At 57.8% G+C, this 13,959-nt stretch carries 10 protein-coding genes; 1 reads left to right on the top strand and 9 read right to left on the bottom strand.

Going from position 1 to position 13,959, the window contains the following annotated elements:
• The 9 genes from cydA to sdhC form a co-directional block, all read right to left on the bottom strand.
• Positions 1–1,563: a cytochrome ubiquinol oxidase subunit I gene (gene cydA, locus ACEQFP_RS07075; protein ID WP_005288906.1), complete on the bottom strand. Its 1,563-nt coding sequence runs from the start codon at positions 1,561–1,563 to the stop codon at positions 1–3.
• A 697-nt stretch (positions 1,564–2,260) separates the two neighbouring features.
• Positions 2,261–3,133 carry a succinate--CoA ligase subunit alpha gene (sucD, locus tag ACEQFP_RS07070; protein ID WP_068870516.1) on the bottom strand — a complete coding sequence of 291 codons (873 nt, stop codon included), beginning with the start codon at positions 3,131–3,133 and terminating at the stop codon, positions 2,261–2,263.
• Positions 3,133–4,299 carry an ADP-forming succinate--CoA ligase subunit beta gene (gene sucC / locus ACEQFP_RS07065; RefSeq protein ID WP_005288915.1) on the bottom strand — a complete coding sequence of 389 codons (1,167 nt, stop codon included), beginning with the start codon at positions 4,297–4,299 and terminating at the stop codon, positions 3,133–3,135. The genes sucD and sucC overlap by 1 nt, the downstream gene beginning before the upstream one ends.
• 77 nt (positions 4,300–4,376) lie before the next feature.
• Complete coding sequence (gene odhB / locus ACEQFP_RS07060; protein WP_005288918.1) at positions 4,377–5,594, bottom strand: 2-oxoglutarate dehydrogenase complex dihydrolipoyllysine-residue succinyltransferase; 1,218 nt, start codon at positions 5,592–5,594, stop codon at positions 4,377–4,379.
• 59 nt (positions 5,595–5,653) lie between these two features.
• Positions 5,654–8,461: a 2-oxoglutarate dehydrogenase E1 component gene (sucA, locus tag ACEQFP_RS07055; RefSeq protein ID WP_005295365.1), complete on the bottom strand. Its 2,808-nt coding sequence runs from the start codon at positions 8,459–8,461 to the stop codon at positions 5,654–5,656.
• Between the two features lie 345 nt (positions 8,462–8,806).
• Positions 8,807–9,523, bottom strand: coding sequence for a succinate dehydrogenase iron-sulfur subunit (locus tag ACEQFP_RS07050; RefSeq protein ID WP_035597891.1), 717 nt, complete (start codon positions 9,521–9,523; stop codon positions 8,807–8,809).
• 18 nt (positions 9,524–9,541) lie between these two features.
• Entirely contained in the window at positions 9,542–11,308 is a 1,767-nt protein-coding gene (sdhA, locus tag ACEQFP_RS07045; RefSeq protein WP_005288932.1) for a succinate dehydrogenase flavoprotein subunit, read from the bottom strand.
• Positions 11,309–11,656, bottom strand: coding sequence for a succinate dehydrogenase membrane anchor subunit (gene sdhD, locus ACEQFP_RS07040; RefSeq protein ID WP_005288935.1), 348 nt, complete (start codon positions 11,654–11,656; stop codon positions 11,309–11,311).
• Positions 11,650–12,039, bottom strand: a complete 390-nt coding sequence (sdhC, locus tag ACEQFP_RS07035) for a succinate dehydrogenase cytochrome b556 subunit (protein ID WP_035603918.1) — start codon at positions 12,037–12,039, stop codon at positions 11,650–11,652. Before sdhC ends, sdhD begins: the two co-directional genes overlap by 7 nt.
• A 632-nt stretch (positions 12,040–12,671) precedes the next feature.
• Here sdhC and ACEQFP_RS07030 point away from each other — a divergent pair.
• Positions 12,672–13,955, top strand: a complete 1,284-nt coding sequence (locus tag ACEQFP_RS07030; RefSeq protein ID WP_005295356.1) for a citrate synthase — start codon at positions 12,672–12,674, stop codon at positions 13,953–13,955.
• Positions 13,956–13,959 lie beyond the last annotated feature (4 nt).

Here is a 13,959-nt window from a genome sequence, read left to right as displayed (position 1 = left end):
TTACCGTGCGTCGACCGCATGCGTCTGTTCAAAGTGATAACGACCAGTCTTCAGGCTGCTCGGCCCCAGACGGGCAAACTTGAACATCAGATACAGCTCAGCTACCAGGAACAGTGTGTACAGACCGCAGATCAGGATGATCGAGAACCACAGATCGCCAGTCGTCAACGAGGAGTTCGCCACAGCGGTCGGCAACACCTCACCGATCGCCCACGGCTGACGACCGTACTCGGCCACGAACCAGCCCGCCTCACAGGCAATCCACGGCAACGGGATCCCCAGCAGCGCGGCGCGCAGTAACCAACGTTTCTCACCGATGCGACCACGTGCGACGCTATAGAAGGAGGCGAAGATCACCAGCAACATCAGGATGCCGCAACCCACCATGATACGGAAGGCGAAGTACAACGGCGCCACTTCTGGGATGGAGTCTTTGGTCGCCTTCGCGATCTGCTCTTCGCTCGCCTGAGCCGGGTTATCGGTATAGCGTTTCAGCAGCAGACCATAGCCCAGATCCTGTTTCGCATGATTAAAGGCATCACGCACCGCCGGATCAGTATTGCCGGTACGCAACTCTTGCAGCAACTGATAGGCCTTCATCCCGTTACGGATGCGCACCTCATGCTCCTTCATCAGGTCTTTCAGACCGATGACCGGCGTATCGAGGGAACGTGTCGCAATCAGACCCAGCAGATAAGGGACCTGAATGGCGTAGTGGTTACTTTCCGTCTGCTGATCCGGCAGGGCGATCAGGTTAAAGGAAGCCGGTGCCGGCTGCGTTTCCCACTCGGCCTCGATGGCGGCCAGCTTGGTCTTCTGCACGTCGCCCATCTCGTAGCCGGACTCATCACCCAGCAGGATAACGGCGATCACCGACGCCATACCAAACGCAGCGGCGATGGCGAAGGAGCGCTTAGCGAAGGCTAAATCACGCCCTTTCAGCAGGTAGTAAGCGCTGATGCCCAGAATAAACATCGCACCGGTAACATAACCGGCGGAGACGGTGTGCACAAACTTCACCTGGGCGACCGGGTTCAATACCAGCTCGGAGAAGCTCACCATCTCCATACGCATGGTTTCGAAGTTGAAGTCGGAGGCGATCGGGTTCTGCATCCAACCGTTAGCCACCAAGATCCACAACGCAGAGAGGTTGGAGCCCAACGCCACCAGCCAGGTGGTCAGCATGTGCTGCACCTTGCCCAGACGATCCCAACCAAAGAAGAACAACCCGACGAAGGTCGATTCCAGGAAGAACGCCATCAACCCTTCGATGGCCAGCGGCGCACCAAAGATATCCCCGACGTAGTGAGAGTAGTAAGACCAGTTAGTCCCGAACTGGAACTCCATGGTCAGACCGGTAGCGACCCCTAGGGCAAAGTTGATACCAAACAACTTTCCCCAGAACTTGGTCATGTCTTTATAGATTTGCTTGCCGGTCAGCACATATACCGTTTCCATGATGGCCAGCAGGAACGCCATCCCCAGCGTCAGCGGGACAAATAGAAAATGGTACATCGCCGTTAAGGCAAACTGTAAACGTGACAGTTCGACAATATCAAACATCTTGACTCCTTGCTCCTCGCAGGAAGACTCCGACTTGCGGCAACCCGGCTTCCGTTTCTACGGAAGTCACATAACAACCAGCAATGAATGCCCTTTACCCACAAATGCGACCCATCCCAATTCTCAACGGCCTACCCTCTCTACCCCGCGATGACTCATGCAAGCATAGCGTAGCGCAGAAAACGTTCGCAGCTAAAAACCGGGAAAAGATAACAAATATAACAATAGATCTGACCCTGTATTACAGTCTGATAAATCTTACCCTCACAGACATATACAATAAATAGCTATTTGCGTGACCGTGATTGGATTTCCATTGTTAGGTCAATATTTGCCTAGATACTATCTATAGACAACTATTGATCTAGCGCAAGATTACCAAAAAGCTACGCTAAAATCATTAGTTACAATACCAAACTAGATCAAAGCGCTCAGAAATCAAACAGAGCAAAACACCCCCTTGCGTGTGTATTTATTGTTAATCAATCTGATATTTATTGTTGAGCGTTTTGCTATCTATGGGATATCTCACCATTATTTATGGCCGCACCATTACATCACGAAAATATTTCTGCTCAGACCTATTTTTACAATAGGGAGAAAAAATAACCTCATCGTCACCGCAAGCGGGGAATGAATAAAAAAAGACCGCCCCAAGGGCGGTCTCCATACCGTGGCGCGGTAAGCGTCGTCGCAATCAACCGAGCACACGCAGCAACGCCTGACCAATATCAGCCAGGCTACGCACCGTCGTCACCCCGGCCGCCTCCAGCGCGGCGAACTTCTCATCCGCCGTCCCCTTACCCCCGGCGATGATCGCCCCGGCATGCCCCATGCGTTTCCCCTTCGGCGCCGTCACCCCCGCGATATAGGCCACCACCGGCTTCGTCACATGCTGCTTGATGTAGGCCGCCGCCTCCTCTTCCGCATTGCCCCCGATCTCGCCGATCATCACGATGGCATCGGTTTGCGGATCGGCTTGGAACAGCGCCAGAATATCGATAAAGCTCGACCCCGGAATCGGATCGCCACCAATCCCCACGCAGGTTGACTGGCCCAAACCGACATCGCTGGTCTGCTTGACCGCCTCATAGGTCAGGGTGCCCGAACGGGAAACGATCCCGATGCGTCCCGGTTGATGGATATGCCCCGGCATAATGCCGATCTTGCATTCGCCCGGCGTGATCACCCCCGGGCAGTTGGGGCCAATCATGCGCACTCCTGGACACTGATCGAGCTTGGCCTTCACCAGCAGCATGTCCTGTGTCGGGATACCCTCGGTGATGCAGATGATCAACGTGATGCCGGCGTCGATCGCCTCCAGAATGGAGTCCTTGCAGAACGGTGCCGGGACATAAATCACGCTGGCGCTCGCCGCCGTGGCCTGCACCGCCTCACGCACGGTGTTAAACACCGGTAGCCCAAGGTGTTCGCTGCCGCCTTTACCGGGGGTGACCCCAGCGACGAGTTGGCTACCGTAGGCCAATGCCTGCTCGGAATGGAATGTCCCCTGGCTGCCGGTAAATCCCTGGCAAATCACCCGAGTCTCTTTATTGATCAATATCGACATTATTTCCCCTCCACGGCAGCAACTACCTGGCGCGCGGCATCCGTTAGACTGGTGGCCGCAATGATATTCAAACCGCTGTCGGCCAGTATTCGGGTCCCCAACTCGGCGTTATTCCCCTCCAGACGGACCACCACCGGGACATGTACCCCGACCTCGGCCACCGCACCGATGATGCCGTCGGCGATCAGGTCACAACGCACGATGCCACCGAAGATATTAACCAGCACCGCCTTGACGTGCTCATCGGAGAGGATGATCTTAAACGCCTCCGTCACTCGCTCCTTGGTGGCGCCACCACCGACATCCAAGAAGTTCGCCGGCGCACCGCCGTGCAACTTCACGATATCCATGGTGCCCATCGCCAGACCAGCTCCGTTCACCATGCAGCCGATGTTGCCCTCCAGGGCGACATAGTTCAGCTCCCACTGTGCCGCATGCGCCTCACGCGCATCGTTTTGTTCGGGATCTTCCATTTCGCGCAGCGCCGGCTGGCGGAACAGAGCATTACTGTCAACATCTAACTTACCATCGAGGCACAGCAGATCGCCCTGCGGCGTGATCACCAGCGGGTTGATCTCCGCCATGGTCAGATCGCACTGCAGGAACAGCGTCGCCAAGCCAAGGAAGATCTGACCAAACTGTTGCGCCTGCTTGCCGCTCAGACCCAGTTTGAAAGCCAGTTCACGCCCCTGATAGGGTTGCGGCCCCGTCAGCGGGTCCAGCGCCACGCGGTGGATCAGGTGCGGCGTCTGCTGCGCGACCTGTTCGATCTCCACCCCGCCCTCGGTCGAGGCCATAAACACCACCCGACGTGAGCTACGGTCGATAACCGCCCCCAGATAGAGCTCGCGGGCGATCTCGGTCGCGCCTTCGACCAGGATTTGGCGTACGGGCTGGCCCTGAGCATCCGTTTGATAGGTTACCAGGCGTTTCCCCAACCACTGCTCGGCGAAGGCACGGATCTCCTCTTTGCGCGCCACGCACTTGACACCACCCGCCTTGCCACGCCCGCCGGCGTGTACTTGGCACTTCACTACCCAGGGGCCGGCGCCGATCTTCGAGGCGGCCTCCTCGGCCTGACGCGGCGTGCTGCAGGCATAACCCACCGGCGTCGGGAGTCCATAACGGGCAAACAGCTGTTTGGCCTGATATTCGTGTAAGTTCATGATGTTCTATCCCTATAGGGGCTGAATCTTATTGTGAGGTTCAGGCCCGCCGGCGCGGGCCTATGCATAGCACAGCGTTAGACATCCAGCAGCAGGCGTGCCGGATCTTCCAGCATCTCTTTCACGGTCACCAGGAAGCCGACGGATTCGCGCCCGTCGATCTGGCGGTGATCATAGGAAAGCGCCAGGTACATCATCGGCAGGATCACCACCTGACCATTGACCGCCATCGGGCGATCCTTGATGGCATGCATGCCCAGGATGGCACTTTGCGGTGGGTTGATGATCGGCGTCGACATCAACGAACCGAAGACCCCCCCGTTAGTAATGGTGAAGTTACCTCCGGTCAGCTCCTCAACCGTCAGCTTGCCATCACGCCCCTTCACGGCCAAGGTCTTGATGCGCTTCTCGATCTCCGCCATGCTCAGGGTATCGACATCGCGGATCACAGGTGTGACCAGGCCACGAGGCGTGGAGACGGCGATGCTGATGTCAAAGTAGTTGTGGTAGACCACCTCCTCACCGTCGAGGGCGGCGTTAACCTCGGGATAACGCTTCAGCGCCTCCAGCACCGCCTTAACATAGAAGGACATAAAGCCCAAACGGACACCATGGCGCTTCTCGAATGCTTCACCATACTGGCTACGCAGATCCATGATCGGCTGCATATTCACTTCATTGAAGGTGGTCAGCATCGCGGTGCTGTTCTTCGCCTCCAACAACCGCTCCGCCACACGCTTACGCAGACGGGTCATCGGCACCCGCTTCTCCCGACCGGCGGTCAACGGTGCCTCGCTGGCGCGAGCGGCCGGTGTCGGCGAGGGTGCCGCAGCAGACTGGGCGGACAGGTGTTTCTCCACATCCTCGCGCGTCAGGCGTCCACCGACACCGCTGCCCTGCAAGGCTGCCGGATCCAGATCATGCTCCGCCACCAAACGGCGCACCGCGGGGCTCAACGCATCGCTATTACCGCTATCCAACGCGGCGGTATGACGCTCGGCTGGCGCCGCCTGCGCGACCTGCGGCCCACTGCCGATCGCTACGCCACTGACGTCCGCCGGGCGCAGGCGCCCCAGCAGTTGACGCGCCGTCACCGTCGCCCCCTCTGGCTCGAGGATCGCCTCCAGCACGCCCGCCTCCAGTGCTGGCACCTCTAACACCACTTTATCCGTTTCGATTTCAACCACGACCTCGTCACGGGCCACGCTCTCACCGACTTGCTTATGCCAGGTGGCGACCGTCGCATCGGCGACTGACTCGGGCAGATCGGGAACCAGAATTTCTACGCTACTCATTATTTTTCCTTATTTCAAAGCGTGTCTCGCATGCGGACCCGCGGGTCCGCACCCTGAACTCATTCCACATGCAATGCATCGTCCACCAGCGCCTGCTGCTGCTCGCGGTGAACCGACATATATCCTACCGCCGGCGAGGCCGAGGCGGGGCGCCCCGCATAACGCAACACCGCACCGAAAGGGATCACCTCGCGGAAGTTGTGCTGGCTGCAATACCAGGCGCCTTGGTTAAGCGGCTCCTCCTGACACCAGACGAAGTCATGCGCCTGGGTATAGGGAGCCAATACCGCCTGCACCGCCTGATGCGGGAACGGATACAGCTGCTCGATGCGCACGATAGCCACATTTTCCTGGCCATTCTTACGCCGCTGCTCGAGCAAATCGTAGTACACCTTGCCGGAACACATCACCACCCGCTTAACCTGTTGCGGATCGATCGGGTCGATTTCGCCGATCGCCGGCTGGAAGCTCCCCTGTGCCAACTCCTCCAGTGAGGAGATCGCCAGCGGATGGCGCAGCAACGACTTGGGCGACATCACCACCAGCGGGCGCCGCATGCCACGTAGTGCTTGGCGCCGCAACATATGGTAGACCTGCGCCGGTGTCGAGGGCACACAGACCTGGATGTTCTGTTGGGCGCACAGTTGCAGGTAACGCTCCAAACGCGCGGAGGAGTGCTCCGGTCCTTGGCCCTCATAGCCATGCGGCAACAACATCACCAGGCCACACAACCGCCCCCACTTCTGCTCACCGGAGCTGATAAACTGGTCGATCACCACCTGGGCACCGTTGGCGAAGTCCCCGAATTGCGCCTCCCAGATGGTCAGGGTGCGCGGCTCTGCGCTGGCATAACCGTATTCGAAGGCTAATACCGCCGCCTCGGAAAGCACCGAGTCCCAGACTTTAAAGTCGCCCTGAGCGTGATGCACATTCTCCAGCGGTACATACAGCGACCCATCCTTCTGGTTATGGATCACCGCATGGCGGTGGAAGAAGGTGCCGCGGCCACAATCCTCACCGGAGAGACGCACCGGGATCCCCTCATCCACCAGCGTCGCATAGGCCAGCGTTTCCGCGCCCCCCCAGTCGAATGGCTTACTGCCGTCGGCCATTTCCGCGCGATCGGCATAGATCTTGGCGACCCGCGCCTGCATCTCCACTTCCTCAGGCACCCGACTAATACGGCGGGCCAACTCTTGCAGGCGCTGCGTCTCGACGGCGTGGGGATACGCTTCGTCCCATTCGTGGTGCAGGTAGGGGTCCCAGGTCACGCTGTGCATGGTCATCGGCCGCCACTCCTCGACCACGCATCCCCCGCTGTCTAAGGCGTCACGATACAGATTGACCATCTCGGTGGCATCCTCCAAGGAGACCACCCCCTGCTCCGTCAGGCGATCGGCGTACAGCTTGCGCGGCGTCGGGTGTTTCTTGATCTTCTGGTACATCACCGGCTGGGTCGCACTCGGCTCATCGGCCTCGTTATGGCCGTGACGGCGGTAACACACCAGATCGATAAACACGTCGCGCTTAAAGGTATTACGGAAATCGAGCGCCAGTCGGGTGACGAAGGCCACCGCCTCCGGATCATCGGCATTGACGTGGAAGATCGGCGCCTGCACCATCTTGCCTATGTCGGTGCAATACTGGCTTGAACGCGCATCCAGCGGATTGGAGGTGGTGAAACCGATCTGGTTGTTGATGACGATACGCACCGTGCCCCCCACCTCGTAGCCGCGCGCCTGAGACATGTTCAACGTCTCCTGCACGATGCCCTGGCCGGTGACGGCCGCATCGCCATGAATGGTGATCGGCAGCACGATGTCACTGCGCGTCCGATCCAGTCGATCACGGCGGGCACGCACCGAGCCCATCACCACCGGGCTGACGATCTCCAGGTGGGACGGGTTGAAGGCCAACGCCAGATGTACCGGGCCGCCCTCCGTCGCCATATCTGAGGAGAAGCCCATGTGGTATTTCACGTCGCCGGTGCCCAGATGGTCCTTATGCTTGCCGGCAAACTCGTCGAACAACTCATCGGCATGTTTACCCAGTACGTTGATCAGCACGTTCAAGCGCCCGCGGTGTGCCATGCCCAGTACCACCTCACGGGTACCGTGCAGGCCGGCGTGGCGGATCAGCTCCTTCAGCATCGGGATCAACGCATCGCCACCCTCCAGCGAGAAGCGTTTGGCGCCGGGGAACTTCGCGCCAAGATAGCGCTCCAGCCCCTCGGCGGCGGTCAACTCGCGCAGGAAGCGGCGCTTCTCCTCCGCGTTAAAGGAGGGCTGTCCCATCACCGACTCCAGACGCTGTTGCAGCCAGCGTTTCTCGTCGGTGTTAGTCAGGTGCATATACTCGGCGCCGATGGTGCCACAGTAAGTCTGTTGCAACGCACGGTAAATATCCGCCAGACGCATGGTTTCGCTGCCGACAGCGAAGGAGCCCACGTTAAACGTCTCGTCGAAATCCTCTGCGCTAAGGTTATGGAAGGCCGGGTCGAGATCGGGCACCGGTTCTTGTTTCCACAACCCGAGTGGATCGAGGTTCGCCTGCTGATGGCCACGAAAACGGAAGGCATTGATCAATTGCAACACCTTCACCTGCTTCGCATCGGTCTGCGGATCGTTAAAGCTCTGGCCGAAACGCGCCGGATCTTTAGCCAGACGGCGGAAGTAGTCACGTGTTTGAGAATGAAACTGATCCGGCGGCAATCCATTAGCCGGCAGTTGTTGAAAGAGGATTTTCCAGCTGTGCTCCACCGAGTCGGGGTCCGTGAGATAGTCCTCATACAGTTGCTCTATATAAGACTGGTTCGCGCCCGCCAGATAGGAGGAATCCAGCCAGGCCTTCATTGTGCCGTTTTGCATCGTGATCCCTTAAGCTTATAAAGCCCGTAGTTCGCCGTGGTGAATATCCTATTTTTAACAGATATTCTTGTATTAACTTAATGTTATTAAAAATTTTATCCAATTTACCAACAACATAATCACTGCGTGATAACCCTGCCGCTATTGTATCCACCTCTCGGGGCGGTTTTGACATCAGCGGACAGTGGATGCCGCCAACGACGGCATACTCAGGGAACCGCTAAAAACCGGCGCAAACCCACGGCGAAAGCGGCTTTTAGCGGTTCTCTGCCCGCCCCTCTCGACAGCGGGGCGGGACAGTGCATTATCCGGCCTATTAGGCTGAATACTATATTTTTCTTAGTGTTAGGCCTCGCGATGCAGCAGCATGGATTTAATGTGACCAATGGCGCGCGTCGGGTTCAATCCTTTCGGGCAGACACTGACACAGTTCATGATGCCATGGCAGCGGAATACGCTGAATGCATCGTCCAAACCATCCAGGCGCTGTGCCGTCGCGGTGTCGCGGCTGTCGATCAGGAAGCGATAGGCCGCCAGCAGACCCGAAGGACCGACAAACTTATCCGGGTTCCACCAGAATGAAGGACAGGAGGTGGAGCAGCAGGCACACAGGATGCATTCATATAGCCCATCCAACTTGGCGCGCTCCTCCGGCGATTGCAGATACTCCCGCGCCGGCGGCGTACGGCCATCGTTGATCAGATAGGGTTTAATCTTTTCGTACTGGGCATAAAACTGCCCCATATCCACCACCAGATCACGCACCACTGGCAGGCCGGGTAAGGGGCGGATGACGATCTTGCGTCCCCCCTGACGTAACGCGGAGATCGGCGTGATACAGGCCAAGCCATTCTTGCCATTCATGTTGACCCCATCGGAGCCACAGACGCCTTCACGACAGGAGCGGCGGAAGGCCAGCGTCGGGTCCTGCTCCTTCAGGCGGATCAGGGCGTCCAACAGCATCATGTCACGCCCCTCTTCGGCCTCCAGGGTGTAATCCTGCATATGCGGCGCGCTGTCTACGTCGGGATTGTAACGATAGATAGAAAATTCGAGTTTCATCACCTATTCCTCGGCAAATCAGTAAGTCCGCACCTTCGGCGGGAACGCCGCGCGTAGTTTAGGCTGCATATTGACGTGGCGTTGTACCATACGCTCGCTCTCTGGCAGATAGAGGGTGTGGCACAGCCAGTTGGCGTCATCACGCTCCGGGAAGTCGAAGCGGCTGTGGGCCCCGCGGCTTTCGGTACGGTAGTTCGCCGCCATGGCGGTGGCGAAGGCCGTGGCCATCAGGTTATCCAGCTCCAGGCACTCGATGCGTTGGGTGTTGAACTCGCTAGAGGTGTCATCCAGGCGGGCATCGGCCAGGCGGTCACGAATATGCTTCAATTCAGCCAAACCTTGCGCCATCGCCTCGCCTTCGCGGAACACCGAGAAGTTATGCTGCATACACGCCTGCAGATCTTTGCGGATCTGCGCCGGATCCTCCCCCTTGCGGGCGCCGTTCCAGCGGTTTAGCCGTAGCAGACTCGCCTCAATGTCCGATTCGCCGGCATCGCGCAACGGCCCCTGCTCTTGCAGACTCTGCGCCAGATGCAGGCCGGCAGAGCGGCCAAAGACCACCAGATCCAGCAATGAGTTACCGCCCAAGCGATTGGCCCCATGCACCGAAACGCAGGCGATTTCGCCGACGGCGAACAACCCCGGGATCACCTGATCGTTGCCGTTCGCGTCCTGGGTCAACGCCTGGCCGCTGATGCGGGTCGGAATCCCGCCCATCATATAGTGACAGGTCGGGATCACCGGAATCGGCTCCTTGACCGGATCGACATGGGCGAAGGTGCGCGACAACTCCAGGATGCCCGGCAGACGGGACTCCAGCACCTCTTTACCCAGGTGATCGAGCTTCAGCTTGGCGTGAGGACCCCATGGCCCCTCGCAGCCACGCCCCTCGCGGATCTCGATCATGATCGACCGGGCAACCACATCCCGTCCCGCCAAGTCCTTCGCGTTCGGCGCATAGCGCTCCATAAAACGCTCGCCATGCTTATTCAGCAGGTAACCGCCCTCGCCGCGACAGCCCTCTGTCACCAAGACCCCTGCGCCGGCGATGCCGGTCGGATGGAACTGCCACATCTCCATGTCCTGCAACGGTACCCCGGCGCGCAGCGCCATGCCGACGCCGTCACCGGTATTAATGTGCGCGTTAGTGGTCGACTGGTAGATACGCCCGGCACCACCGGTCGCCAGGATCGTGGCGCGCGACTTGAAGTAAACCACCTCCCCCGTCTCGATGCATAAGGCGGTACAGCCGACGACCGCACCATCCTGATTCTTCACCAGATCCAAGGCATACCATTCGGAGAAGATGGTGGTGTGATTCTTCAGGTTTTGTTGGTACAGGGTATGCAACAAGGCGTGTCCGGTACGGTCCGCCGCCGCCGCCGTGCGGGCCGCCTGCTCACCGCCGAAGTTTTTCGATTGACCGCCGAATGGACGCTGATAAATACGCCCATCATCCAGCCGGGAGAAGGGTAGTCCCATATGCTCCAGCTCTAGGATGGCATCGGGGCCGGTCTTACACATATATTCGATGGCGTCCTGATCGCCAATATAGTCCGACCCCTTCACGGTGTCGTACATGTGCCATTCCCAGTTATCTTCATGGGTATTGCCCAACGCGACGGTGATGCCACCTTGCGCCGAGACGGTATGGGAGCGGGTAGGAAAGACTTTCGATAGTAAGGCGCAACGGAATCCCTGTTGCGAAATCTGCAATGCGGCACGCATGCCCGCACCACCCGCGCCGATCACGACGGCGTCAAACTCTCTCACTGGCAGCTTCATTTATATCCCCCAGACGACCAATGTGCCATAAACCAGATAAACCACCAGTACCACCACGATCGCCAGCTGTAGCAGCAGACGCAGTGCCAGAGGTTTGACATAATCCGTCAACACCTGCCACATCCCGATCCAGGCATGCACCAAGACACACAATAGAGTCAGCAGGGTAAACACCTGGGTCAACCGAGAGGAGAAGAAGTCGAGCCACACGCCATAGTTAAGCGGGCCAGCCCCGACGATAAAGGCCACCAGGTAGATGACGTACAACGTCATGATGATGGCGGATGCACGCAACAGTAACCAATCCTGGATCCCGTTGCGCCCCAGCGCCGATGCATTGCTTACCATACCCACACCCCCGCACAGATGGAGAGCAGCACGGTCGCAGCGAACGCCACCTGCGCCGAGCGACATCCCACACTAAACGTCTCTTCCAGATAACCAAAATCCATCAGTAAATGGCGGATACCACCACAAATATGGTAAGCCAACGCCGTCAGGATGCCCCACAACACCAGCTTGACCAGCACACCATCCACTACCGCCGACGCCTGCGCGAATCCCTCAGCCGACGAGAGCGATAGGCCGAGCAACCACAGAAGGATACCGATGGAGACGAAGACGATGACCCCGCTAACGCGGTGTAGGATCGAGGCAATGGCAGTAATGGGGAAGCGGATTGTTGGCAAGTCAAGATTGACAGGTCTTTGTTTTTTCACAGTGTTGCCCACATAGCTCTTTTTATTTTCCCTCCTCCGGACCTGGGCGGCGTCAAGCAGCATCCCAAGGCCACGTGATCGCGGGCAGACAGCGTCGGCAAACGGATATCTGACCACACCGGGCGATGGGCGCTGGGTGCTCCACAACAGGCATGCCTACCGACGGCGGTAAGTCCCGGAGACCTGGCGGCAGTATAGGGTCACCACATTATGATTACAATTCAAACACAAAATGATTAACAACATTTAACCAAAACAGTGAGCATGGTCACGCATTCATCAAAAGTTAATAAATAGGCTAACCTCATTGACAATAAATCAACATTTCGATTACAAAAAGAGAATTAAAAGTGTGCGTTATGATTAGATGTTGCCCAATTCGCTTTCGTATGAGACAACGTTAGCCAGCTGTGTTGGAAATCCCTTTCCACGCCGTCAACATGAATAATCATAATCCTTACGCCACCTTGGAAACACATTTTTAACAATTAGTAACGGCAACCACGTGACAAGGAGAGGCCACTGCGCCGCTTGACGCCAACGAAAGACGCGAGACGGCCATATCACGTGCCAGGGAAGCTTACCTCGCCGCATCCCGTGCGGCGTCAATGGTTCTAAAAATAGATGTCCCAAAGGAGACTGTAATGGCAGACAAGAAAGCAACGCTGACGGTGGGTTCTGAGCGCATTGAACTGGATGTACTGTCCGGGACGCTAGGTTACGATGAGATCGATATCCGTAAACTTGGCGGCCACGGCTACTTCACCTTTGATCCGGGCTTTACCTCTACCGCCTCCTGCGAGTCCCAGATCACCTATATCGACGGTGATGAGGGGATCCTGTTACATCGCGGCTATCCCATCGATCAACTGGCGAAACACTCCTCATTCCTTGAGGTCTGTTACATCCTGTTGAATGGCGAGCCACCGACGCAGGCAGAGTATGACACCTTCAAGACCACCGTCACCCGCCATACCATGATCCACGAGCAGATTACCCGCTTATTGCAAGGGTTTCGCCGTGACTCACACCCGATGGCGGTCATGTGCGGGGTTACCGGCGCGCTGGCGGCCTTCTACCATGATTCGCTGGATATCAGTAACGAACGTCACCGCGAGATCGCCGCCTTCCGCCTGCTATCCAAAATGCCGACCGTGGCGGCGATGTGTTACAAGTACTCCCTGGGGCAACCCTTTATCTACCCACAGAACGATCTCTCCTATGCAGGCAACTTCCTGCGCATGATGTTTGCCACGCCCTGTGAGGAGTACCAGGTTAACCCGGTATTGGAACGCGCCATGGATCGCATCCTGATCCTCCATGCCGACCATGAGCAGAACGCCTCGACGTCGACGGTGCGTACCGCCGGCTCCTCCGGTGCCAACCCGTTCGCCTGTATCGCCGCCGGTATCGCCTCGCTGTGGGGACCGGCGCACGGTGGGGCCAACGAGGCCTGTCTGAAGATGCTGGAGGAGATCAATCATGTTGATCATATTCCCGCCTTTATTAAGCGCGCCAAGGATAAGAACGACTCCTTCCGCCTGATGGGCTTCGGCCACCGGGTCTATAAGAACTACGATCCACGCGCCACGGTAATGCGGGAGACATGCCATGAGGTGCTCAAAGAGTTGGGAATGAATGACAACCTGCTCGAAGTGGCGCTGGAGCTGGAGCATATCGCGCTGAATGATCCCTACTTTATCGAGAAGAAACTCTACCCCAACGTCGACTTCTACTCCGGTATCATTCTCAAGGCGATGGGGATCCCCTCGACCATGTTTACCGTCATCTTCGCTATCGCCCGTACCGTCGGCTGGATCGCCCATTGGAACGAGATGCACGAAGATGGCCTGAAGATCGCCCGCCCGCGTCAGCTGTACACCGGCTATACCCGCCGCGAATTCAGCTCCCAGCTGGAGCGTCGTTAATCTC

The sequence above is a fragment of the Edwardsiella sp. A.80236 genome (genome assembly GCF_044540725.1).
GTDB lineage: Bacteria > Pseudomonadota > Gammaproteobacteria > Enterobacterales > Enterobacteriaceae > Edwardsiella > Edwardsiella tarda.
Note: the sequence above shows the minus strand (reverse complement) of the source record. Positions and strands in the feature narration are given on the sequence as shown.

What these genes read in the sequence shown, in the direction of transcription:
- sucC (WP_005288915.1), bottom strand. Translation starts at nt 4,299, where the DNA reads ATGAACTTACACGAATATCAGGCCAAACAGCTGTTTGCCCGTTATGGA.
- sdhD (WP_005288935.1), bottom strand. Translation starts at nt 11,656, where the DNA reads ATGGTAAGCAATGCATCGGCGCTGGGGCGCAACGGGATCCAGGATTGG.
- ACEQFP_RS07050 (WP_035597891.1), bottom strand. Translation starts at nt 9,523, where the DNA reads ATGAAACTCGAATTTTCTATCTATCGTTACAATCCCGACGTAGACAGC.
- sucA (WP_005295365.1), bottom strand. Translation starts at nt 8,461, where the DNA reads ATGCAAAACGGCACAATGAAGGCCTGGCTGGATTCCTCCTATCTGGCG.
- ACEQFP_RS07030 (WP_005295356.1), top strand. Translation starts at nt 12,672, where the DNA reads ATGGCAGACAAGAAAGCAACGCTGACGGTGGGTTCTGAGCGCATTGAA.
- sdhA (WP_005288932.1), bottom strand. Translation starts at nt 11,308, where the DNA reads ATGAAGCTGCCAGTGAGAGAGTTTGACGCCGTCGTGATCGGCGCGGGT.
- odhB (WP_005288918.1), bottom strand. Translation starts at nt 5,594, where the DNA reads ATGAGTAGCGTAGAAATTCTGGTTCCCGATCTGCCCGAGTCAGTCGCC.
- cydA (WP_005288906.1), bottom strand. Translation starts at nt 1,563, where the DNA reads ATGTTTGATATTGTCGAACTGTCACGTTTACAGTTTGCCTTAACGGCG.
- sucD (WP_068870516.1), bottom strand. Translation starts at nt 3,133, where the DNA reads ATGTCGATATTGATCAATAAAGAGACTCGGGTGATTTGCCAGGGATTT.